General features: G+C 43.5%; 16 protein-coding genes. 1 reads left to right on the forward strand and 15 read right to left on the reverse strand.

What is annotated here, in order from left to right; genetic code table 11:
* Positions 1 to 71: 71 nt before the first annotated feature.
* The 5 genes from R7Q09_RS10205 to R7Q09_RS10225 all read right to left on the reverse strand — a co-directional run bounded on the left by R7Q09_RS10205 (position 72) and on the right by R7Q09_RS10225 (position 4,402).
* Positions 72 to 545 carry a response regulator gene (locus R7Q09_RS10205; RefSeq protein ID WP_005377744.1) on the reverse strand — a complete coding sequence of 158 codons (474 nt, stop codon included), beginning with the start codon at positions 543 to 545 and terminating at the stop codon, positions 72 to 74.
* Complete coding sequence (locus R7Q09_RS10210; RefSeq protein ID WP_005389108.1) at positions 532 to 1,869, reverse strand: ATP-binding protein; 1,338 nt, start codon at positions 1,867 to 1,869, stop codon at positions 532 to 534. The genes R7Q09_RS10205 and R7Q09_RS10210 overlap by 14 nt, the downstream gene beginning before the upstream one ends.
* A gap of 3 nt (positions 1,870 to 1,872) precedes the next feature.
* Positions 1,873 to 3,291 (reverse strand): SLC13 family permease, encoded by a 1,419-nt coding sequence (locus R7Q09_RS10215; RefSeq protein WP_017634015.1) that lies wholly within the window; start codon positions 3,289 to 3,291, stop codon positions 1,873 to 1,875.
* 248 nt (positions 3,292 to 3,539) lie between these two features.
* Complete coding sequence (locus tag R7Q09_RS10220) at positions 3,540 to 4,004, reverse strand: GNAT family N-acetyltransferase (RefSeq protein ID WP_005389117.1); 465 nt, start codon at positions 4,002 to 4,004, stop codon at positions 3,540 to 3,542.
* Positions 4,005 to 4,039: 35 nt separating this feature from the next.
* The gene (locus tag R7Q09_RS10225; protein WP_025766707.1) at positions 4,040 to 4,402 is read right to left on the reverse strand and encodes a hypothetical protein; all 363 of its coding nucleotides are present in this window, start codon (positions 4,400 to 4,402) and stop codon (positions 4,040 to 4,042) included.
* A gap of 480 nt (positions 4,403 to 4,882) precedes the next feature.
* Here R7Q09_RS10225 and R7Q09_RS10230 point away from each other — a divergent pair, with 480 nt between their 5' ends.
* Entirely contained in the window at positions 4,883 to 5,440 is a 558-nt protein-coding gene (locus R7Q09_RS10230) for a DUF3750 domain-containing protein (protein WP_031781286.1), read from the forward strand.
* Positions 5,441 to 5,491: 51 nt separating this feature from the next.
* Here the strand turns inward: R7Q09_RS10230 and R7Q09_RS10235 are convergent, their stop codons facing one another.
* From R7Q09_RS10235 to R7Q09_RS10280, 10 genes are all read right to left on the reverse strand, one after another.
* Positions 5,492 to 7,069, reverse strand: coding sequence for a sensor domain-containing diguanylate cyclase (locus tag R7Q09_RS10235; protein ID WP_005389121.1), 1,578 nt, complete (start codon positions 7,067 to 7,069; stop codon positions 5,492 to 5,494).
* A gap of 185 nt (positions 7,070 to 7,254) precedes the next feature.
* On the reverse strand, positions 7,255 to 7,725 hold the full coding sequence (locus tag R7Q09_RS10240; RefSeq protein WP_151514744.1) for a heme-degrading domain-containing protein: 471 nt from the start codon (positions 7,723 to 7,725) through the stop codon (positions 7,255 to 7,257).
* Positions 7,722 to 8,762 carry an oxidoreductase gene (locus R7Q09_RS10245; RefSeq protein WP_213901118.1) on the reverse strand — a complete coding sequence of 347 codons (1,041 nt, stop codon included), beginning with the start codon at positions 8,760 to 8,762 and terminating at the stop codon, positions 7,722 to 7,724. Before R7Q09_RS10245 ends, R7Q09_RS10240 begins: the two co-directional genes overlap by 4 nt.
* 11 nt (positions 8,763 to 8,773) lie before the next feature.
* On the reverse strand, positions 8,774 to 9,547 hold the full coding sequence (locus R7Q09_RS10250) for a DeoR/GlpR family DNA-binding transcription regulator (protein WP_053306490.1): 774 nt from the start codon (positions 9,545 to 9,547) through the stop codon (positions 8,774 to 8,776).
* Between the two features lie 177 nt (positions 9,548 to 9,724).
* Positions 9,725 to 10,567: a phosphate ABC transporter substrate-binding protein gene (locus tag R7Q09_RS10255; protein ID WP_172563285.1), complete on the reverse strand. Its 843-nt coding sequence runs from the start codon at positions 10,565 to 10,567 to the stop codon at positions 9,725 to 9,727.
* A complete protein-coding gene (locus R7Q09_RS10260; RefSeq protein ID WP_172563286.1) occupies positions 10,557 to 11,177 on the reverse strand; it encodes an OmpA family protein in 621 nt (206 codons plus the stop codon). The genes R7Q09_RS10255 and R7Q09_RS10260 overlap by 11 nt, the downstream gene beginning before the upstream one ends.
* The gene (locus tag R7Q09_RS10265; protein ID WP_172563287.1) at positions 11,170 to 12,483 is read right to left on the reverse strand and encodes a TolC family outer membrane protein; all 1,314 of its coding nucleotides are present in this window, start codon (positions 12,481 to 12,483) and stop codon (positions 11,170 to 11,172) included. Before R7Q09_RS10265 ends, R7Q09_RS10260 begins: the two co-directional genes overlap by 8 nt.
* A 15-nt stretch (positions 12,484 to 12,498) precedes the next feature.
* Positions 12,499 to 13,812 carry an HlyD family type I secretion periplasmic adaptor subunit gene (locus R7Q09_RS10270; RefSeq protein ID WP_318070720.1) on the reverse strand — a complete coding sequence of 438 codons (1,314 nt, stop codon included), beginning with the start codon at positions 13,810 to 13,812 and terminating at the stop codon, positions 12,499 to 12,501.
* Positions 13,809 to 15,980, reverse strand: coding sequence for a type I secretion system permease/ATPase (locus R7Q09_RS10275; RefSeq protein WP_318070719.1), 2,172 nt, complete (start codon positions 15,978 to 15,980; stop codon positions 13,809 to 13,811). The genes R7Q09_RS10270 and R7Q09_RS10275 overlap by 4 nt, the downstream gene beginning before the upstream one ends.
* Complete coding sequence (locus R7Q09_RS10280) at positions 15,977 to 23,881, reverse strand: Ig-like domain-containing protein (RefSeq protein WP_318070718.1); 7,905 nt, start codon at positions 23,879 to 23,881, stop codon at positions 15,977 to 15,979. The genes R7Q09_RS10275 and R7Q09_RS10280 overlap by 4 nt, the downstream gene beginning before the upstream one ends.
* Between the last annotated feature and the right edge of the window lie 44 nt (positions 23,882 to 23,925).

Raw genomic sequence — 23,925 nt, forward strand, 5'->3', positions numbered from 1 at the left:
CATGCTGAACTATTCACTATAGATTTCAGACACTAACTGGCCGTGACGAAAACAAGCTTAATGTCTCCCGATTAACGTAGACGTTCAAACACCACACTCTGATCTAAATGTTCGTGATACTGAGTGTAATCTAAGCCAACATCAAAGATATATTGGGTCACCAAGTTTCTAACGCACTCAATCAATTGGCTCGCTTGCCATGGCTTCTCAAAGTAGCGATCAATACCTGCGGAGTTGATCGCATTAATCGTATCGGTGTGCGTCGCTTGCCCGGTAAGAAGCACTTTCCTCGTAAAGCCAAAACGACCGTCTTTTGATACATCGGTCAGCAGTTCTACTCCCGTTTTACCTGGCATCACATGATCGGAAATAATCAATGCGATCATCTCGCCTTCTGCATCAAATTCATCCATCAGTTCTAGAGCCTCACCTGCTGATTCGCAGTCTTCGACATTCAACCATTGATTTAACGGCTCTAAATCTTGTAGAACCGCGCTTAGTACCTCTCGTTGGTCATCAACGCAAATTACATTAAGCTTCTCCATGTTCACCCTCTACTGGTAACTTGATTCTAAAAATCGTTTTTTCACTGTCGCTCTTTACCACAATAGAGCCGTTATATCCGGCGATAATGCGCTTCACAATCGACAGACCTAACCCTAAACCAAACGACAATCCCCCCTTTTTAGTGGTGAAGTTTGGCCGGAAAATTTTTCTACGTGTCGCTTCATCAATTTCTGGTCCATTGTTAGCAATCGTGACCAAAATTTTACCCTTACTCTCCCGAGTATGTATTTCGATACCGGGTTTCTCCGTTTCACCAAGTGCATCGCACGCATTCTTTAATATATTTACCCAAACTTGGACGAGTTCGGTTTGAGAACCAATAAAAGCAGGTAAATCCGCAGGGCTAAAACGAACACTCACTCGTCTTAAGTCACTTTGCAATAGAGCCAAGGCGCGATTGATGGAATCATTGATGTTAATCGCTTCATCCAAGTCGATATCCGTGCGCCCCAATTGTTTTACGGATCGCACAATGCCAACGGTATGTTTAGAAGCGATGCGTAAGTCATGGAGATCTCGCCCCATTTGCCAGAAACGTATCGCTTCTTCTGGTCTTTTTAGCCAATGTTCCGAAAGGAAATTATTTGGAACGGCACGTGCAAGATCACGAGCAACCTCCTTGGTTAAACCGTAGTATTTTTCGAAGTGGCGCCCCCGCTTTCTCGCTTCGCTAGAAGAGACTTTCTGCCCTTGCATTAAACCAAAATCAAAAAATTGACTCGCTTCCGGATGAACTTCTTCAAGCAGTTCCATGATAACTGTCTCTAGCCGTTCTGATTTACTGCTTACAACGCCTATCGCATTGTTCAACTCATGAGCAATACCCGCTGCAAGCTGCCCCAACGTTGTCATTTGCTCTGCGGTATGAAGCTTTTGTAGTGCTTTTTCTTTAGCCAATGCCTCTTGCATTGCGCGCCGTTGACGACGAGATAATTCGTTAACCATCACAGGCATAAATTGTGTCGTCAATGGTCCGTATGTCGCCTCTTCCACGGCGGGCGTATCGCGCTGTATCCAAGCCAATTCAACATCGGTTTGAGCAATCACTGTCGAAGAGGCAGTCCACGTACCAGAAAAGAAACTGTGTACGCCAATAAACGCACCTTGAGACGCAGAAAATACCTGGATCGGTTTCTTGTCATCTTCCGCGTAATAGCCCGCCAGCTCTCCCGAAAGCACATAGTACAAGCGATCGTTGTAGCCTGCTTGCTCAATAAGCACCGACCCGGATAAAACCGTTAATCGGCGTTCAAGGTGATTAAAGTAGCGTTGTACTAACGCGTCTAACTTCGTTTCGTACATGGGTTATCCAATATGCCCAACAGTATGTAAAATCCACACCATCACAAAACTGAGTAATACGCCAATCACGCCTAGCACGGCACCGATACGAGCCATTTGGCCGCTCTCGACATGCCCTGTTGCATGAGCTAACGCGTTTGGTGGCGTACTGATTGGTAACGACATACCGAGTGAAGCGGCAAATGTCACGACCAAGATTAGAGTAACTTCACCGCCGAGAGGCGTTAGCGAAGCCATAGAAGTACCCAGCGCAGCCATAATCGGCATCAGCAAGTTTGCGGTGGCTGTATGCGACATAAAGTTTGCCATTAACAAGCACAAGAAAGCCGCACCAAACAAGACAACATATGGCGAGAACTGATCAAACGGTATGCTGTGTACCACCAGCTTCGCAAGCCCGGTTTTATCTAGAGCAAGGCCCAGAGCAATACCGCCTGACACCAACCAAAGCACATCCCAAGAGATTTTCTTCAAGTCTTCTTTGTTGATGATGCCCGTCAAAGAGAACACTGCGACCGGAATTAATGCTACTGTGTAAGAATTCATTCCATGTGCAGAACCCATCAACCAAAGAATAATCGTGCCGGCAAAGGTGACGTAAACCATTATTGCTTTGGGTGTTTTCAAAAACTTGCTTTTAATGTTCAGATCGATGGTGGTTTGTTCGGCTTTATACAAAAAGCCAATCAGAAACCAGGCTAACGCCATCATCACAATAACGAATGGCACACCAAATACCATCCATTCACCAAACGTAATTAAGTTGTCACCAACCAAATATTTTAGGGCGATGGCATTCGGTGGCGTGCCGATTGGAGTACCAATGCCACCAATGTTGGCTGCAACAGGAATACACAAGGCGAATGCAATTCGACCTGGGTCTTTAGGCCCGAAAACCGCTATCACAGGGGTTAAAATGGACAACATCATCGCTGTTGTTGCGGTGTTTGACATAAACATAGAAAAAACAGCGGTGATCAGCATCAACCCCAGCATAACGAACTTTGGTTTTTGTCCAAATGGTTTGAGTAACACTCGGGCTAAGTTGACATCTAACCTGTACTTTGTCGCCGCCATAGCCAAAAAGAAACCGCCGAGGAAGAGCATGATAATCGGACTAGCGAAGGTCGCCATTATCTCGTTGTATTGTAATAGCTCACCAAAATGTGGCTGCCCTTCTTGCAAACGAAAGAGCACAATACCTTTATTTGATACAAGCAATAGCTCTAGGACAATGATCACAACCGAAGTGGCGTAGATTGGAATGGGCTCGAATACCCAGCAAAGTGCGGCAAGCAAGAAGATTGCAATCACTCTTTGCTGGACGATAGTAATGCCATCAAATGGGAACGCAGAGAGAGGCATCAACCAAACAAGCAATGGTATCAATGTTGGAACAACGTATTTGAGATAAGGGCGCATAGTACTACTTCTCTTCCTGAGATGGTTAGCCAGACACATTTGGCGTTTGGAACGCTATTACCCGCCGCAAAACCAAAACTTTCAGACTGTTTTTAAGCCTTCAGAGACGAAATGCGGTAATGGCGTTCCAGAGAAGATTATGTACACTGTTTTCAAACAAAACGTTGGTGCGAGATCAATGAACTCGTTTTCACATTGGAAAACATTTTATATCTGTGTTCAAGCTCACTAAATGCTCACTATTTAAGTTAAATATACTTTTCCATCATAAAGTTAGTTAAGGTTTCTCCCCTAACCTCAACATGTTGTCGAGACTTAACTGTGAAACCCATTTTCTCGTAAAAAGGTCGGGCGGTAATACTCACTTCAGAATACAGTCGTTTTATCCCCTGTACTTTCGCCTGTGAAAAAAGAAAAGACATCAAATCACGACCAACACCTTGTCCTTGGTATTCATGATGGCAAAAGAAATGATCAATCAAGCCGTCACCTTGCAAATCACAATAGCCAACGACCTGCCCTTCTATCTCCGCGACGTATGGTTGAATATCGTCCATTTTTCGTTGCCACACATCGAGGTCAAAATCTGATGGTGCCCAAGCGGAAACTTGTGATTCCGTATAATCGCGACGATTAATGATTCGCACAGTATGGTAAAAGAGTGCCCACAGTGTTGGGGCATCCTCGGTGCGATAGCAGCGTATTGAGAGCATCAATTTCCTCATTCTTATTCAATAAATACTAAGCATTAACGCAAAGTGATACTAGTGAACTCATCATTTTCAATGCCAATCACTAAAGGCTTCCCAATCTGATCACTGTTCATCAGTACGGTTGTATTCAGCTCTCGGCTTGATCTGCGTATTTTGCTTTTTCTTATGATATGAACATTCACAATATAATCGGAATACTCCTTTATGATTCCTCCGGAAAATTCTACGTGCTCACTTTCATTGTCTCGGACAACATGAAATTTTCGATTGGCTTGAATATCAGTACTGATGGAGGAGTCACCATAGTTCAGCACAACGGACGTTGGTTCGCTATCTTGATTGGCAAAACAGCCAAATGCGAACATGCTTAATGCGAGTATACTTTTTGATTTAAACATTAATTATTCTATTTCTAGTTATTTTTCTGCTATTTGCATGACCAAACAGCACTTGTTCTGTGAGCGCCTATTGTGCCATAGCTGAGCGCTGACTCTAAACGCGCAAAAAGATGAGCGATGAAAATTCCGCCCAAAACAAGCAAATGCGAGACAATGTGAGGGTCCCAAACTCACTCAATCAGTCAAAATCCACTGTAAACCTCTGTTTTTTCAATGTTTTTAATTCATGTGGCCGTGTAAGGAATACATACAACCTCTTACTTTTTCATACGCAACTAGACGAATCGTTCGAGAAATACGGCATCGTCTATGCCACATGTTACAAATCGGCTTACCTTATTATTACGTATGAACTGGAATTATGGCACTAACTTCCCTCTCTCTTTTAATAAGGAGAGGATTTCAACTATCAGACTTGCCACGTTTTTATAGCTAAAATCAATAGAGCGTTACCAGCATCGGTTGGTCTAGGAGCAATAAATGAAAGACCCTCTCAACTTTACTCACCTTGTAAAAATTTGGCTCATGTCAATCGCGGTTATGCTGGGTGGATGCACTCAAGGAGATTGGCGTACCGCAAGCAGAGAACCTGCGGGTATCGCACCCGATCCTTCCAATGTCAAGCATGCTGTGATTGAGTTTTACGCCGCAGACGCGTTTGGTTGGCGAGGCTGGTTTGCCGTTCATACATGGTTTGCAATAAAGCCTGAAAATGCGAACGAATATACAGTGTATGAAGTAGTCGGCTGGAGAGTGAATCGCGGACAACCCGCTCTATATCAGTACCAAACTGGGACGCCAGATCGATATTGGTATGGTGCAAAACCAGAAAAGATCCTCTCCATACAAGGTGAAAAGGCCCACCAGCTTATCCCTAAAATACAAAGTGTTATTAACCAATACCCTTGGGCTGAAGAATATACGCTGTTTCCAGGGCCAAATAGCAATACATTTCCGGCTTGGGTGGGTAAACAAATACCAGAATTAGAGCTGAACTTGCCGTTTCGCGCAATTGGTAGCGGTTACGCCAGCGATTAACAGCAAAGATTAGTCACTGGCTCGTTTTATGTTCAGCATAAAGCACAATATCTATTGTGCGTCGTCACCCAACTCCGTTCTATTTCTTCCATTATGTTTCGCTTTATACAGTGCATTATCGGCGTCTTTCATTACCGCTTCAATTGGTGTGTCATTGCCTTTCCAATGAGAAACACCCAACGAAACCGTGACCTTACCAACCACCTGAAAGTCATGTTGTTCCACGTTGTGTCTAATACGCTCTGCAACATCCATAGCGTGGTTTACGTCTGTTTTTTCCAAAAACATCATAAATTCTTCACCGCCAGAACGACACAGGTGATCATTAGAGCGAGCTTGGTCTTTCATTAACTGCGCAAACTCTCTAAGTAAATTGTCACCCACGTCATGGCCATAGTTATCGTTTACGCTCTTAAAGTGGTCAATATCTAGCGCCAAAACAGAGAACGCGGTATTTTCCTGCTTAAACAAACCAAGAACTTTATCTAATCCACGTCGATTCAATAATCCAGTCATCGAATCTGTTAATGTATCCAGTTGCAGCTTATCAATGGTTTTTGACACGATACCAAATGCTTTAAGAAAGCTAAGCTTCAAATGTGAGACCTCAAAATACCAAGACTTAACCAGTTTGAGATCATCGATAGAGGATGAATGTTCTTCGACACCTCGCACAGCACCCGCTAACTGCCAAAGTGGTCTAGAAATAAGAAGGGACAAGAACCAAATTAGCAACAAAGTTAATAAACCAATTGGAATCGACTTAAGGAAAACATTCCACATCTGTTCATCTAGCACAGATAACGTCATCGATTTCGGGCGCTGAGCAACAATTCCCCATCCTGATGACTTTACTGGTGCATAACCAGCAAGCATTTCGACGCCGCGAGAGTTAACAATTTCTTTGTTACCGCTCTGCCCCATCGTCACCGCTTTGATTGCCTCATTATCGTCGATTACTTCACCAACTCTCGATTGATCTGGGTGATAAATCAGAGTGTTACTCTCATCGACAACGTAAAGGAAAGAACCATCTTTGTATGCGTGCTGGCTGAGTAACTCTGCGAGAATATTTTCTTTTTCTAGATAAATAGTGCCGCCGATATAACCTAAATATTCATTAGATTGAGAAAATATAGGGTATGAGATGGTTAACAAGTAATTTCCAGCGGGCGATATAAATGGTTCAGTAACAACTGGTGCTTGAGCGTTTAAAGATTGGCGTTTTCTTTCACCCACTAACCTTACACCTTTCACCTGAAGTGTTTCAGGTGATACGGAAATAATAACCCCTTTTGCATTAACGACAACCACAGAGTTAAATGATTTGGTTTGCGTTCTTAATCTCTCAGCCTCTTTATCAAGAAGCTGAGCGTCATGCATCTTGTCTTTTAGCACGTTCGCACTGTATTTTAGCTGCGACATTGAGCTTTCTATGAAAGAGTCTGTCATTTCAGACATTTTTTGGGCGTAAACACGGTTTGATTCTAACGTGTTATTGATGATGAGATCCCTTTGAACACGATAAATCGAGTAGAATGCGTTGATCAAAGTGACAAGCACACTGAACACACATAGGGTGACAATAAGATTTCTAAGATTGAGTTTTTCTTTTCTTCTAAAAGACATTGCCAATGGCCAACTTTGAAGGCTTTCTATATGAATGAGCGTATAGGTTATATGAAATTGATTTGATTTTCAGGTAGTAAGTTGGGATCAATGTTAATATTTGCTCACATTAAAGAACACTTTATGAGCTAAAAAGAGAATTCAGTAGCACGATAAAGAAACCGTGCTACTTTCATATTTGGCGTTTAAGAGGGTTTTGTCTCTGTCATCGTTTTTAATATATCCACAACTAGCTGATGATCATCTAACTGCGGTAAACCCGATACCGTCACAACCCCAACCAAACCAGACCCAGAAAGCCGAATTGGGAACGCGCCACCATGAGCGCAGTACTCACGAGCATCGAGATGAGGCTGATTTTCGAAATCACGTTGCTTTTGCTTGTTGTACATAGAAAGATAGTAAGAGCTGTGGCCATACCTTAATACTGAGTTTCGCTTCCTACGGACCCAATCTAAATGATCAGCACAGGTTCCTGCCATCGCGTATTGAAATAGCGTTTGTCCAAAGCCGTAAACCTCAATAGCAACAGCCGCGCCGCGAGCTTCAGCCTCTTCTTTTAGAGCGAGGCCGATAGACCACGCAATATGGTGATTAAATTCCGCCAACTGAAGTTCATGCTCTTGCAGGGCCACGAGTTCAAGCGTCAAACTCATGGTTTCACCTGAATCGTTTTACCCGTTTTACTGCTTTCCAATGCCATCTCAATCAGAGCGATATTCTGTACTGCCTGAGCGGCAGGAACTGGGTTATCAGTGCCCAAACGAATGGCATCTGCCACACCAACAAAGTAAGCTTGGTACGCGCCTCTCTCCGTTTTGATAGTTTGCGCACCGTCTTCGTCGTAACGGACGCCGTATAACGCCTCATCTTCTTCCGACCAAGCATCGTTTTCCGGCAAACGGCCTTCTTTTAAGTAGCCCTCTTGAGGATCTAATCCGAACTTTTCATATTTAGCTTCCGTACCCAATACTTTGTAGCGGAGATTCGGCTCTGGGCTATACAAGTTTGAATGCAAGTGCACAATATGCTCAGGGTAATGAAGTATCAAGTTGTAATAATCAATCGTTGTCGCACCCGGGCGCATCATTCGACATTGTGCGTCTATCGCATCTGGCAAGCCAAACAACACCAATGCTTGATCGAGAAGATGAGGAGCAAGGTCGAATAGAATACCACCACCATCTTGGGCTAGCTCTCGCCAGCGTTGACGAACTTCAGGGCGGTAACGGTCAAAGTGTGACTCGAATAGCTTTATATCACCTAACTTACCTTGTTCGATAAGAGATTTAACCGTGAGAAAATCTCCATCCCAACGTCTATTGTGAAAAACGCTCAGCACCAGACCTTTCTCTTCCGCCAAGGCGATAAGTTCATTACCGTCTTCTATACGAGTAACAAACGGTTTCTCGACGATGACGTGTTTCCCATTGTTCAACGCACGCTTTGCAAGTTCGTAATGTACGTCATTTGGCGCAGTAATGATTACGAGTTCTGCATCACTATCATCGAGTAAAGTATTCGCATCAGAAAACCACTTAGAATCTGGCCAATCATTTTGAACCGCCTCCTGTTGACGAGAGCTTATCGCGCTCAGCGTTAAATTTGGTAGCGCTTTAATGAAGGGTAAATGAAACGTTTTTGCTGAATATCCGTAACCAATCACAGCGGTTTTTACGGGATCGTAAGCCATTCTAAGATTCCTTATTTCGGTGACACAACAATACATTCAATATCATTGTGATCGAGGAGTTGTTGAAAATCTGATTGAGGAGGATGATCGGTAATAATGATGTCGATCTTTGACAAATCACATACGTGGTGGAAATTGTCGCTACCAATTTTTCGTGATTCACAAACGACGATGACCTGCTGAGCTTGAGCAATCATCGCTTGTTTCATTGTTGCTTCTAACAAACTATTTGTTGTCAGCCCTCGGGATGACAATGCACACACGCCAATGAACGCTTTGTTCACGTGATAATGCTGCATTTGCTGCTCTGCTTGCGCCCCTAAAACTGCTCTGGCATAAGGGTCAAAGTGTCCGCCTAAGAAATAAACGTCCATTGTGTCGTTTGTCTCAGCAGCGGTCAGCACATCAATGCTGTTAGTAACGACGTTGAGCTTGTTTTCTCCACAACGCGCTTTTCCTGCATAGAGTGGGAGCAGAGATAAAATGGTGCTGGTATCAATAACAAGATGGTCGCGCTCATCCAACAACGCTGCGGCAGATTGAGCCAGTCGATGTTTAACGTCACTCACGGGTCGACTCGCGTATGCCTCGGTATGGGAAGAGATCGGCGCAAGCATGACACCACCTCGTATTCTTTGTAACCCAGGTTGCTGACTCAACTTAACTAAGTCTCGGCGAGCTGAATCTCGCGAGATACCAAAGTACTCACAAACTTCAGACAACGTTACTTTGTTTTGCTGCTCCAGCTTCGCTCTGAGCGCTACGAGTCTTTCTTCTTGTGTCATAACTTAAATTCACTTAAGTAGTTTTAAGTAAACTTGCCACAATGATAGAAAAATTGCCAACAAAACCACTTACAACCAACTCAATTGACCAAAGGTTAACCAAAGATAAATGAGCAGCAAGGCAAACTTCCTAGAGCGGTACGTTCACTCAAGCCCACATAGTTAGGCGTATGAAGTTTATTTATACCCGTTTAAAACAACTGGCTCATCTAGCCCTAACTTCACCCTATTTATTTTAATAAGCGCTTTTGGTAGTGGAATAAACCCAGCATTTCGTACCTGTTGTGTATTGTTGTCGGTTGTAAGGAGTTCAAATAGCTTTGATTTTTTGATCTTCTGATTAGTGTCGAATTGTTTATTTATATAAACGTAATAGACCACGGAAAATGGATAGCGAAGAGAATAGATGCAATCTGTGCTCAAAGAGCATGAGTCATCGTTATGATGAACAGAGAGAGCCTTGTAGCTCGACCACTGTTCTGAGTATTTAAAATCGGAGTATCGCATATAAGCTTTGGCTGACAAGTCGTCGCTTAAAGCCCGTTTCAATCGGTCTTCATCAAGCATTTGAATCGATGATTGACAACCATTAGAGCTCACATCTGGGTTACTTAAACGCATGTCCCCGAAAGCATACGTATTTGCATCACAGCGTTTCAATTCACTAACGGAAAAACTATCTACCGTACTCTTTTGACTATTGATTACGACAATAGTGTTTGCCATTAAAAACAAACGTGTAGGCCTGTGGCCTCTTTCTCGTTGAAATCGGGAGATGTTTTCATCTGACCATTTCTTAGATGTGATCGCAATAGAGGTTCCGTCATTTAGCATGTCGTTAAAACCACCAGACTGAGATGCAAGCGCTACATTTACACTTGGCTCATCTATCAATGTTTCTATCGTTTCTAGTATCTCTGGCTCGACAAAAATCGATGTTCGAGCCTCAGAGTCAGAAAATGCCAGCGGTGAAATCAAACATGAAGTTAGAGCAAGGAAAGGCAAGACTTTAATTTTCATAATTCAGCTCCAACTTCGAATTAGGTGTCAACTCGCTGTCCGAACTAAATATAGTCCACGCTTGTTCCGTACTTTCAGCTTTCGTGTTTACAACAGCAATTGTGCGCCTTTCCCGTTTTTTTAGTTGTACCGTCAATGCCGTATTCTGATAAAACTCTTGCTCTTCAATTCGATTATCTTGAATGCCGTTTCTCACTAGCAATTCTCGTATAGCTGCCGTCCTTTTCTTTGCCAACGCTTTGTTGTATTCGAGTGACGCTTCAGGGCTTGTGTCTCCTATCAGTATGACTTGCGCATTTGGGTTACTCTGAAGCAATGCTTTCAACTCGCTTAGCGGCATATCATGAGATGACGTTACCTGATGCTCATCCATCGCAAAGAAAAAACTGATCAGGTGTGTCTGCGAGTCGTTGACCCAATTCGCACAGCCCTCACTGTCAACAACCACACCTTTGGGCGTATCTGCGCAGTTATCTCGTTGGTTTATCACGCCATCACTATCATTGTCTTTAAGGTCGTTGTACTGGTAAGTGGTCAACATCGTATTCGGTGATTCAGCACAGCCTGCTAACATGAAAACTAGAAGACTCGTCACTGCGAATTTATCCATTATTGTTCTCCTTCCAGTTCTCTGGATACTCAACTCGCAACGCATAAGTCAGAATCCCCATCGAGTTGAATAAACGGTAAGTGGCAACCAAATGATCGTACTTTGTTCGGGTATAGTTCCGTCTCGCAACAAACGTTTCAACTTTGGCATCTAATACATCTAACAAACTGCGTCGCCCTACATTGAACTGCTGGATGTACCCTAATTCAGTTACTTTCGCCGCATCAACGTTGACTTTTAAATACTCCATTTGCTGTTGAAGCAATGTATGTGCGTCCCATGCTAGCCTTACACCTTCATTCGCATCTAGTTCTGCATTTGCTCGAATAGCCCTCGCCTCCTCAACTCTCCAGGCGGATGACTCCACTCGGGAGTCTGTAGAAAAGCCGTTAAAAAGATCGTAGTTGACCGTCAGCATAACCTTTGCATCTTCGTTAATGCCTTCAATATTATCCACGTTGTCTGTTTTGTTGGCTGACAGCTCAAGCTTGAGCTCTGGATAGTAATCCCCCTTTTCTCTTTTTACTTCATGTCGAGCCGCCTCTAAATCTTTCATCGCCGACTGTATGGATGGGTGCAACCTAACCGCTTGTTTGAGTGCTTCGTCAAGCTTATTCGGAAGCAATTCCTGCGGGTAAACAGGCTCAACTAAGTTTTGCGGCGCTCGACCAACTAAACGTACAAATCTTGTTCTAGCATCGGAAAGATTGTTTTGGGCGGCAATCAATGAGGACTGTGTTGTCGCGACACGCGAAGAAACCTGTGCTAAATCGGAGTTGCTGGTTAAACCTTTTTCTTTTTTATCTAGAATGAAACGGTAGATCTCTTGGTGTTCACTTAGGTTTCTTTCTGTCAGTTTCATCAACTCTCGGGCATGTAAAACATCCACATACGCTCTGACAGTATCTAATGCAACATTTTCCGCAGATGCCAATAAGTCCAAGCGTTCAGCTTCAGCCTCGTAAGATAGGCGATCAACATCAGCACTTGTTTTAAATCCATCAAATAACAGTTGGGAGATTCTTACGCCCATCTCCGTTCTTTCTAATGTTCTATCTTCACTGTCGATGTAGTTTCCGTTGTTATATCGAGTACCTTCGTACCCTGCTGCTGCATACAAATTAACCTGAGGAAGAAATGAACCATTTATGGCATTTCGGTCTCGTACCATCGACTCATAGCGAGAATAGCGAGCAAGCAAACTGGGGGAGCTATCGAGAGATAACGTAACTGACTCTTCTAAAGTCAAAGCGTTTGGCGACGATGATACTGCAAACAAGACCAATAACGTTGATTTAAGCCGCATCTTATATCCTTATGTCTATCTTTCTCTGAGCGAATTCTCTTTCGCACGTAATATAGGTTTTAACCAATAATTCAGTACTGTTTTTTCTCCTGTAAGAATGTCTACCACAACCTGCATTCCCGGGATGATCGTAAACTTATCATCAACCTTGAAAGTAACGTTGGCACGGTAGTAGGCATTGCCCTCTTCATTTTGAAGTGCATCGGCGCTTACGTAGGTCACTTCTCCTTCTAGGCCTCCGTAAATGACAAAGTCATAGGCAGACAACTTTACCGTTGCCGGCAGGCCAGGCCTTATGAAGGCGATATTCTGAGGAGAAATTCTCGCTTCAACGATTAACGTGCTATTACGAGGGACTATTTCTAAAATAGGCTCACCCGGCTTAACCACACCTCCGATGGTTCTGACAAAAACATCTTTGATGGTTCCATCGACCGGAGAAAGTAACTGCGTTCGATTCAACTGATCCGCAATCGCCTGACGACTTTCATTGAGCTGCGCTAGTTGCGTCACAACTTCATTGAGCTGCCCTTGTGCCTCTGCCCTAAAAGCAAGCGCAGTACCACGATAATCTGCGATGGATTCAGAATACACAGCCCTTTGCTTTTGGGCAGCAGCTTGTGAACTCGCGATGTCTCCTTTGAGCTTTATAACGTCTCTATTCAGTTTTAATAATTCCACTTCAGCCACCGCGCCACTAGAAACCACCTCTCTCAACATATCTCGCTCTTTCGAGACAATAACCAGACTGCTTTTTAGTGTTTGAATGGTATTCAAGGTATCTAGATAAGCTTGCGATTGTTGCTCAATTCGCAATTTAGCCTCTTCCAGCTCAGACTCCAGTTGGCTCAACCGCTCAAGATAGTTTGCTTTGGCATTCAGATAGGCAGAGTGGCCGGTCATCGAAATATCAAATGGCTGAGGCTCGATACTCACTTGTTGTTTCCAATCCAGTTGGAGGCTATTCACTTTTACCGTTTCTAATTCAATTTGAAGCCTCTGCTTTCTGGCGAGCAAAGATTCAAGTTGTTCAGAGGTCTCCGAATAGGTCGACTTAAACCTTGTATCATCCAGAATGGCGATGGTTTGCCCCTTAGTGACGCTTTCACCAGGCATGACAAGTAACTCCTTTAGAATGCCTCCCTCTAAGCTCTGAATCGTCTGAACAGACAAAGTAGGAACAACTTTTCCTTCGCCGACAACCACTTCGTCTAACCTCGCCCACGAGGCCCAAATAATCACACTCAGCACTAACGCGGCAGACAACCAAATCAACGTTCTCGAACGGTTTGCTAAATGAGCATTACTCCAACGAACTGTGCTCATCATTGACCTCCTTCGCGTACAATTGATACTGCGCGTACTCTGTTCGTCTTCGCGTTAGACTGTTGTTTAGCAAAAATTTCTTGGGGCGCTCCTTCCCTCAAAATTGTGCCTTTATCAAGCACAACAATTCGATCACAAAGCGATAATAAGGAATGTTTATGAGAGCTAATAATCATCGTCGTCGAGTGCGGCAACGATTTGAGAGCATTAAACAATGCATTCTCAGCAGGCTGGTCTAAGGAACTGGTTGGCTCGTCTAAAATTAATGCTGCTGGGTTTCGATAAAAAGCTCTTGAAATCGCTACAGCTTGCCTTTGCCCCCCCGACAAATAACGCCCTCCTTCTCCGACTTGCGTTTCTAGACCATGAGGAAGGCGACTCATGTACTGGTTCAAACCCGATAATTCTATCGCACGGCGTAAACGTTCTTGATCAATAACATGATGTCCTAATACTATGTTTTCCATAATGCTGCCGTATATAAGATGCGAATCTTGGCCAACCCAACCCGTTTTCTCTCTTATCAATTCGGCGGGCCAAAGCTGACTGTCAATGTCATCAAAATAAACGCTACCCTGTAAGGCACTGAGTTGATTGGTAATAATAGAAAGGAGTGTAGACTTTCCTGCTCCTGCACTACCAATAACGCCAACGCGTTCGCCTTGCTTGATAGTAAGATTAATATCTCTCAAACATGGCATATCAACATCTGGGTATTGGAAGCTCACGTTTTCTAAACGTATATTCCCTGTAAATTCGGCAGACGTGATGACCTGACTGCGTTGCGCCTCCTGAGGTAAAGACATGATAGAATTTAAGCCTTCAACCGCTGTTTTTGTCTGTTGATAGCGAAGTAACAGCATAGCTAACTGGTTAATCGCCCCTGCAGCACGACCGCTAAGCATGACAATAGCAATGAGCCCCCCCATGCTGAGCAATCCCTCAGAAATTCTGTACACGCCTATTACAAGTAACATTACGGTAATTATCTGCTGGCTAGATTGAATGGAGTAAGCAACGATATTCGAATAGTTTCGCGATTGATTTTGCCAATCAGAAAGCATGGATACCGTTTGCTCCCAACGCTTTTGTGCTTCTCCCGTAGCGTTATTTTGCTTAATCTCTTTTAAAGAGGACAATGAATCAAACAAGTGAGCTTGTCGCTTCATGGATAGTGCAGCACTTTCCGTATGTGATTGTTCTATTTTTGCTTTTACCGCAAAGCCAAGGATCAGCAGGGTAAACATGACGGCAATAGGTATGAACATCATTGCCCCACCTAGCCAACCTATTAAGACTAAAAATAACAACGTAAATGGGAGATCAACTAAGGTCACAAGAGATGCAGAAGTAAAAAAATCGCGAACACTATCAAAATCTTGTAGTTGTCGAGCGAATGCACCGACTGATGCAGGACGGTGTTCAAGTTTCATCCCCATAACTTTAGAAAAAAGTATCGAAGAAAGCTTGTTATCGATGTACTTACCCGCGGTATCAGTGACAACTCCCCTTGCTTTACGCAATAGCCAATCAAAAATAATGATGACGGAGACACCAGCGACCAAAACCCATAATGTACTGAAAGCTTGATTAGGCACTACACGATCGTAAACGTTCATAGTGAAAAGCGGAATAACTAGCGCTAGCGTATTGATAAGGAAAGAGGCAATCAAAAGATCTCGATACCACGGAGACATTTCTTTCACTACGGCGAAAAGCCAATGTTCATTATAATCCGCTTGAATAGAACTTATCCGTTTGTCCAGCTCTGGACGCATAGAAACTTGCCATGCTTGAGGCTGGAATTGATTATGCAGTTCCTCGCTCGTGACGTATTGCGTTTCACCTTGATCTTCACTAAATAACGTGACTTGATAATCGCTGTTATGTCGCTCAGATATAATAGCGGGTTGTAACGTCTTCCTATTGATTACCACCAATGGAAAGCTCAACATTGCGGTGGATTTTAAATCGATTAATGTGAGTTCAAGATCGGCTCGCTCAGCGGCTCTGATGAATAAGTCACTATCCAATCTACCCTCAACAAGAGGTAATCCAGAAAGCACCTTTTTTGTATGGTGTCTAACCTCAAAATAACGCATCAACCAAGTTAACGATTGCCCCCAAGGATCGTTAGTCAGCTCACTTGATGAGGATGAGTGATGCTTCATGACATACCACCTACTAGCAAGTTGTTGTCATCAATCATCTTCTGTAAGACATTTTCTTCGGCTACGCCAGTCGAGTCACCTTTGTAAAGCTGATCGAGAGTGACGCCCTGCATAAGAATCTGTTGTTTTGTCCCCGTCTCTTCTGGTTTTATGTGAAGCGTTACGCCATCATCATTCTCTGTTAAATCGAGCTTATTATCGACTTCTGTTATCGAGGTAGCGGTGATTATCGAGGCGATGTCAATTGTGTCATTATCATCACCAATAACGGATATTTGGAAATCGTTGATCACATCGTACGAGGGCTTTAACTCGTTACCGAGCCCTGAACTGTCAAACTGGAATACATCGCTGCCACTTCCTCCAATAAGCAAATCATTAGCATCTGTCGCAAGTAATGTTTGGTCACCCTCTTCCACTAAGGCAACATTGACTGTCTGAGCAGCACCTTCTGCGACTGTAGCACCCAGTGTTGCAATCGGTTTTATCGACAACGCAAAATCACTTGCACCGCTAAACCCGCCAACGATGGAAAGATCAGCGACATCCTCTTGATCAACAGTATAAAAGCCGTTCAATCTTTCACCATGACTCAACTCTAGATCTGTTGGTAATCCGCGAATCTCCACACTTCCAAACTCTTCGGGTGCAGGGTTGACTAAATTCATGCTCAACCCTAAAGGAATACTCCCAGACGCTTCAGACACAATAGATTGATAATCGGCCGTTAGTGTTGGCTCATCAGCTTCAGGGGTAACAACAATAGTTAGATCGGTGCTTTGCACATCTCCAAAATCGGTTTCGAGTTTCCCTGACACTATCGCTTGATCAAACGTTCTAACATTGAGAGCAACATCCATCGTTCCAAATGCATCCTTCGGAACGAACTCCAAACCTGACACTTCATTTGCTCGCACTAATACCGTCGCCACGGCATTGCCCGCGTCATCGAAGGTAAAGGATGAGAATTGAGTTCCAATACGAATCCTACCTAAGCCTTCCAATGCAGAGGGTTCAGAGCTTGCTTTGATCAACATCGACACTTCTATATATTCGTTGCTATTTGTTTCAAAACCGCTCGCTAAAAAGTCAATCGAAATGGAATCACCTTCATCTCCAGTGAACGTGTTAGAGGTTGTATTCAACGATACATCGTCGCCAATCGGTTTTACGCCGACGTTGAACTGAGAAGTGGTATAGTTATAGTCGTTTGATCCAGACTCTTGGGTAATAGCTTGCAGTGTTAATGAAATATCCCCACTAAAATCTAGTGGCGGTAGAAAGTAAACCTTATCAAGTTGTGCTTGAGTTAGCTGCCACTCTTTGCTCTCACCATCCGTTGAACCGTTATCAGGGAGTAATTCGAACGTCCCGTTATTGTCCCAAACCAACACGGCTCCGTCTGGCACTCCTGTCATGACCAAAGACATCGACTCAGAACCATCTTGATCGATTAATGATGCAGATAAGTTTCCTAAATAAATATAATTATCTTCATTACCAACTACGTCTTCTGTTTCCAGAACCGCTTTATCAACCACTGGGGCAATGGTAACGGTAACTTCTGTTGATTTAGTTTGAGTATCTTTCGCACTGTCAGTACTTAAACAACTTCCCGTGACTTCATCAGTAATGTTTGCGTCAACGGAAATAACAAGCTCTCCACTGTAGTTTTCAGGTGGGATTAACTGAATTTTGTTTAGACGCGTAACATCTGTCACTACCCATGTTCCATCACCATTGTCAATGAGTAGGCTCGGGTCCACGGCAGTAAACCGCGCATTCTCGTCAGACACCGATAAAGAAACCCAATTGACACTTTCAAGGCCAGTCGCTGCGTCACCTTCTCCAGTAATGGACTGCATTGGCCCTTCGCTATCGCCCAATACAAGAGCAAGATTCAGGTTGGTTATAGTATCTTCTTGAACCGTAACTTCGCTTGGTGCTATCGCGATATCATCGACAACAGGAGAGATTTGTACCGTAATGGTCTGAGAGGTTGTTTTCGAGTCACCATCGCATGGGGCCGTTTCTGTCACTTCTAAATTGAAAGTAATGCAACCAGCAAAGTCCTCATCCACGCCAGTAAGCGTCAAGGAAGACAATCCAGCGCTAGAAATTGAATAACCTAACAGATTGCCCGCATTATCATAAGCAGGTATCACACCTTCGCCAGTAAGCTCGACTCCTTCAGGTAAAGAATCTGCGGCGACAAAGAAGGAAACTAAGTTACCATCACTACTCGCTACATCAGGGTTTAAAAACGCCCCAATTGAGACATCTTCACCTTCTTTACCTACAATATCCCCACTTTGAACGCTTCCTGGTTCACCAGGATCAGCACACTGGTCTCCATCTCCTTCATGGCCAGTAATTTGAATTTGGAACTGACCTGTGATGTATTGAGCATCCGTTCCATCTCGAACATACGCTAACACATTCACATCAAGTATCTCTGTATTAGATGGGCTATAAATCGATGCGCCAGCAAGCAAATCTTGAGCGGTTTCCAACACGCTATCACTTGTGATTCCTTCCATTGGAATCAGCCAGTTCCCATCGGCATCTTGAGAAGCACCGTTCGGATGAGTAACAATGAGGTCTTGACCCTGCGGTATCTGTAAAACGATGTAATCGAGATACTCTGAACCATCAATATCCGCTTCTGTAAATGTAATGCCTCCACTCACGTCAACAGCAGACCCATCCGTACTTGTGAATACTTCAGTCGCGCCTTCTAAACGTGTTTTGTCAATATCTTCATTACCAATATCCACTTTTCCAGAAACCACGACGCTCAAAGAGCCATTGATTGCCTTTACATCAGTCTCCATCGTAGGAGACGTGTCTGTCACTTCGTACTGAACTTCCAGGCTAAATGTCCCACTTAGGTCTTCATTAGCTTTTACAGTGATTCGTCCACTGTTTAACAACTCAGATAATGTTGCCGAGCTACCATCGAGTAGTTCATTGAGTTCTAACGGTAAATTACTTTCCTCTACTGCATTACCATCAAAGTAAAGTGTTAAGCCATCTGGAATGGATACAATGGTGTATCCTGTCAAGGACTCACTAGAATCTATATCTTGATTAACGACAGGCTCAAGATTTAGTGTGATGAAATTGTCCTCAATACCATTGCTTTGTAATTCTTGGCCGTCAGTTTGATCAACAATAGGTAAGATTTCCATTTCCACTTTAAGAGGGGTTTCAGCAGAATCACCATCCGGCTCTGTTGAAACGACGATAACATCCATGCTCAGTGTTCCACTAAAATCTTGCTCTGTTTTGAGGTAAGTGTTTTCAAGAACAGCGTTTGAGACCTGATAAACTGGCCCCGTTATTGGGTCCACGTAAGCAATTGGAAGAACAATAGGGTCACCATTTACATCTGTCAGTTGTGTTCCCAAAGGGATGTTCTGAAGCAAGATATTAATTTCTTCTGATAGATCGTCATCTGATGTCTGGATGATAAAATCCAGTTGTATCAGGTTATCTTCGTCTAACGTAGAGAGATTACTAATTACTTTAGTCGCTTGATCATATTGCCAATTCCCCTGTCCACCATCTAGGACAATTGGTTCATCGACCACGCCTTTTAGCTTAATATCAATGGTTGCAAATTGGCTCTCGGCGGTTTCATTAATAGGTGCTAAGCCATCAATAGTCGACTCTGTTGAAATGGCGGTTACTTGAAGGGATAGAGATTCAGTAAATGAGCTGATATCCGATTTTGGTTGAAGTAACGCTTCCGAATTGGCTAGAGCATTGGAGGTCACTAGGTAGGTATTAATACCGATAAGCGTAATCCCAGCTCCGACAGGCAATGTCCAACCATCTTGAACTTCTATGCGATAAGACAGAGACTCCGAGCCATCTGTGTCAGTGAGCCGCCCTAGGATGTAATCTTTTAAGTCAATCGCTTGGTCTTCAAGCCCCTGAATGTTTTTAACGGTCAGCGTAGGCACATCGGCATCTGGAGATATATCGATAACAACTTGCTCAGTGATCTCCGCTGTTTTATCTTGCTCATCGGCAAACACACTACCCGATTCAGTCGTTACTGCCGTTACATCAAAAGTAAATCTTCCGGCTAAGTTTTCGTTAGATGTGATTTCAATTTGATCTAACTCGGATTGGCTATACGCTTTCCCTTCCTCAATAGCACTTCCGTTAAGTGTTAATATAAGTCCATCTGGAATATTCGAAATTTGGTAGTGGAGCGTTTCAGAACCGTCTTGGTCAAACTTTTCAGCGACAATATTGAGCGAAAGTGATTCAGCGGAATCTTCAACACTTTGATAAGAAAAGTCCGAATCATTAGACCACTCTGGCAAATCTGCAACCGGTAAAACGTTAACATTTAACGTGTTATTGCCTTGTAATACAAAACCATCTGGTTCGACATCAGATACGATTAATGCAGACACTGCTAACGAAACTTTGATAGTGTTGCCCGACAGGTTTAGTGCTGGTTGATAAGTGAGATCACCATTTGGAACGGTGAATATACCCACCCCCATTAGCTCTGTACCAGAAAGACTAATAAATCCGTCATTATCATCATCTTCAAGGCGCGCTCCGTCTAAAAACAGAGCCCCTCCTTGTAGAGATTCAACAGAGATCCTTATCGCTTCAACACGCTCATTATTCTCCGTATCCCCAGGAGAAACTCTAATCGGTAACGCGACTGGCGTAGGGTCTCCACTATTATTCGCGCCATTATCTTCTAACGTATCTACATTAACGGTTCGAATAAAGCCCCTAGCATCATCAAGAATTAATTGAGCTTCACTGCTTGCTTGGTCACCGTCTGCATCCGTCACAGTTATCGTTAGATCATCAAGCAAACCACCTACAGGCGTATTAACAATAAGCTCGGTAGTTAGCGTAAATGTCCCATCTTGAGCAATAGTCAGCGTTCCATATTTTAAGTTACCATCACTACTATTGATTAAATCGATGGTCCAAGCATCATTGCTAAATACCGAACTCGCCGTATCGTATGTTTCACCTGCATAGGTCAAACTTGAAATCAACGTGCCATCTGAACTGATTAAGTCGGCATTATTGCTAAACCAGTTTCCCGAAAACTCATCCCCCTCGGTAAGTTCAATTTCTATTGGTGAGCTTGTGTCTTCAGGGATATCATCCACTACACTAACGGTATATGTCTCAGCTTCAGACTGGTCGCCATCCTTATCAACAGCATAAATTGAAAAACTGAGTTCTAATGTGTTCTCGTCCGCTGGAACACCGTCAGGTTCATCGTGTTCAAGTGCACGGTATAGATCAAACTCGACAGTCCCATCGGTATTAAATCTAATTCTAAAGACGTCTTGCTCGCTTTCATCTCTTGCATATAACCAACCATTCGAGTCCGGTGAATCAAGCGAAACCAGGCTACCACTACTTGTTTTATAGCCGAGCGCATTGAACATATCGATATTCACGCTCACACTGGCGATAGAGTCTGAACCTTGTAATAGCGTAATGGATGGTGACGAGCCCTCGATGCCAGAATCAAGCGAATCATCATTCAACCCGCTTTCATTGACTGTGATTCCCTCTGTAATTACTAGTTCCGGAAACAAGCCATCATAGACCAGTATGTTGGACTCCGTAGAGATCTCGCTTCCATCAGAATCTCTCGCCACGATGGGCATAGAGATCGACAATTGCGTCCCATCACCTAAAACATGGTCAAGCGAGTGATAAAGCTCTACAGTTACATTAACGGTAGACGTATCATTTGATGGCAAAGAGAAGTCACTAGGTAACGTGACCCTAAATACAACGTCTCCAGTGTCTGAAATTGCGTCAAAGCTTCCATCATTGTTATCGTACCAAGTGACAGCCTCTCCGTTATAAGTAACAGCATCACCAAGCGTAGTTTTGACAGTATCTCCATCATTTATGTCAACACCCAGATACACAATCGGATCGAATGATGACGTAACTATCACATCCGTATTCGCTATGGCTGAAACCCCATCAGGAGCAATGTTTGTATCGACAGGTGTTTCGGTTAACTCGACATTGCCGCTATTGATTAGCGCTTGTCCATTGTCGTTATCTATCACATTAATGTCTAAAACGACCGACGTGTTATCTTGGTCTGAGTCCATTGCAGTAACAACGAGAGGTACGTTTGGATCAGTATTTTCTTGTTGGTCGAGAGCCTGAAAAAGCTCAAAGGAGTAGGTAATGTCGCTATTTGCATCAATAGGTAATGAAGCATTGAGGGTAGCTTGAAAGATGGGAATCTGAGTTTGCCCATCTTCGTCAAGAATATAACCATCAAGTGTTTTGCCATCCGCAGAGACTTGATAAAGCACAACTTGTTCACCACTCGTCAACAAGGGTTGTTCAGAGACGATGAACGACAAAGATTCGAGGTAATCACTGCCAACCTCAACTTGAAAATTCCCTGAGCTCAACACACTTCCATTTGCGAGATCAGATTCTTTTACTTCTACCCCATTCAAATTATTTAAAGTTGGGTCTGCGCCATCCTTTAGAACATAGTCAATTTCATTCTCTACAAGCGGTGTGGCATCTAAATCTACGCCACCAATGGTCAACGGGAAAGTGACCGTATCACTGCTATTGAATTGATCGATAGGGTGCTCAACAGTAAGCGAAATTGAAGCTAATACATCGTTACCCGACTCAACGCCACTCAACGTTAACGTAAATACAGTGACACCATTGGCAAATGCTGTAATTTGCTTTCCACTGGAACTTAACGTGTAGCTAAGCTCATTATCAGAGACTGAGCTTGTAAGCCCTAATGCTTCTAACTTAGTAATGGATGCCCCACCGAAATACAAACTACTCGGATCAGGGTTGTCAGATCCCGCGACAATATTGACAGTTCCTTCAAAGTTCAATATCGGGCCATCCAAAGGGACTTCTGTTACGTCTATAGTCGCATTGCCTACGTAACCTGCTTGTCCATCAGTAATGTCAATGGTCGCGTTAGCCAAGCCATAGTCTTGGGAGTCATCTGCAGCTAAATAGCTGAAAGAAACACTTTGCTCGACCGAATGATCTAGGTTTCGACCTGCATCAAACTGCCAAGAGCCATCAGAGAATACGGTTAATTCGCCTTTTTCTAAACTAAAACTTACGGATCCCCCCTCTAGAATTGACTTCTGCTCCCCGCCAGCCTCTACAAATTTCACATAAAGTGTTCCATCAAGATCAATATCATTTTCAAGTAGATTGCCCGTAATTGTTTGATCTTCTACGACTGAGTATGTGTCATCTCTAATCACCGGATCAGAGTCATAAATAGTAATCGTTAACGGTGCCACAACCGTCTCTTGTGTGCCGTCAGCATCACTTTGAGTGCTTTCAACCAATACGTTAGTCACCAGCTCATCTTGACCTACATCATGATCAATCGCTTCATAAAAAGTAATTTGAACCGTACCATCATCATTGACTTCTGCTGAGAAAACTAATCGGTCGTCGGTCGATGTTCCTTGTAAGCTCAACCCATCTTCTGCAACAACAACATTAATAGATTGACCGACCGATGTAAGCGCGCTCAAACTTGGCTGCTCTGCATGCAGTGCTGGCACACCATTTTCTATGTTGATGGCTGCCGAGCTGCTTTGCTCACCAAAAAATCCAACGATGTTTTCAGAAAATACCGTTGAACCGGGTAGCACTATTGTCGGCATGGTATCGACCGCATGGTTGCCGGCGGCATCCAACACTTCTGCTTCAATGGTCCACGTGTTGTTTAGATTGAGAGTGTTTACGTCAATTGCGGTTACTGTCCACGAACCTGATGCATCAACAAGGCCAGTAAAATTCAGCGTGCTGTCTCCGTCACTTACCCGAATCGTCACTGCCAGACCTTGCTCTACACCACTGGTTGTCCCTCTCATTTCCGTGACTATACCCTCACGGAAATCATCAATGGCAAGACCAC

This window comes from Vibrio sp. 2130-1, from assembly GCF_033339515.1.

Coding starts and splice junctions, on each gene's coding strand:
- R7Q09_RS10240 (WP_151514744.1), bottom strand. CDS start 7,725: ATGAGTTTGACGCTTGAACTCGTGGCCCTGCAAGAGCATGAACTTCAG.
- R7Q09_RS10270 (WP_318070720.1), bottom strand. CDS start 13,812: ATGATGAGCACAGTTCGTTGGAGTAATGCTCATTTAGCAAACCGTTCG.
- R7Q09_RS10215 (WP_017634015.1), bottom strand. CDS start 3,291: ATGCGCCCTTATCTCAAATACGTTGTTCCAACATTGATACCATTGCTT.
- R7Q09_RS10245 (WP_213901118.1), bottom strand. CDS start 8,762: ATGGCTTACGATCCCGTAAAAACCGCTGTGATTGGTTACGGATATTCA.
- R7Q09_RS10225 (WP_025766707.1), bottom strand. CDS start 4,402: ATGTTTAAATCAAAAAGTATACTCGCATTAAGCATGTTCGCATTTGGC.
- R7Q09_RS10205 (WP_005377744.1), bottom strand. CDS start 545: ATGGAGAAGCTTAATGTAATTTGCGTTGATGACCAACGAGAGGTACTA.
- R7Q09_RS10255 (WP_172563285.1), bottom strand. CDS start 10,567: ATGAAAATTAAAGTCTTGCCTTTCCTTGCTCTAACTTCATGTTTGATT.
- R7Q09_RS10265 (WP_172563287.1), bottom strand. CDS start 12,483: ATGCGGCTTAAATCAACGTTATTGGTCTTGTTTGCAGTATCATCGTCG.
- R7Q09_RS10250 (WP_053306490.1), bottom strand. CDS start 9,547: ATGACACAAGAAGAAAGACTCGTAGCGCTCAGAGCGAAGCTGGAGCAG.
- R7Q09_RS10275 (WP_318070719.1), bottom strand. CDS start 15,980: ATGAAGCATCACTCATCCTCATCAAGTGAGCTGACTAACGATCCTTGG.
- R7Q09_RS10220 (WP_005389117.1), bottom strand. CDS start 4,004: ATGCTCTCAATACGCTGCTATCGCACCGAGGATGCCCCAACACTGTGG.
- R7Q09_RS10260 (WP_172563286.1), bottom strand. CDS start 11,177: ATGGATAAATTCGCAGTGACGAGTCTTCTAGTTTTCATGTTAGCAGGC.
- R7Q09_RS10280 (WP_318070718.1), bottom strand. CDS start 23,881: ATGAGAGGGACAACCAGTGGTGTAGAGCAAGGTCTGGCAGTGACGATT.
- R7Q09_RS10235 (WP_005389121.1), bottom strand. CDS start 7,069: ATGTCTTTTAGAAGAAAAGAAAAACTCAATCTTAGAAATCTTATTGTC.
- R7Q09_RS10210 (WP_005389108.1), bottom strand. CDS start 1,869: ATGTACGAAACGAAGTTAGACGCGTTAGTACAACGCTACTTTAATCAC.
- R7Q09_RS10230 (WP_031781286.1), top strand. CDS start 4,883: ATGAAAGACCCTCTCAACTTTACTCACCTTGTAAAAATTTGGCTCATG.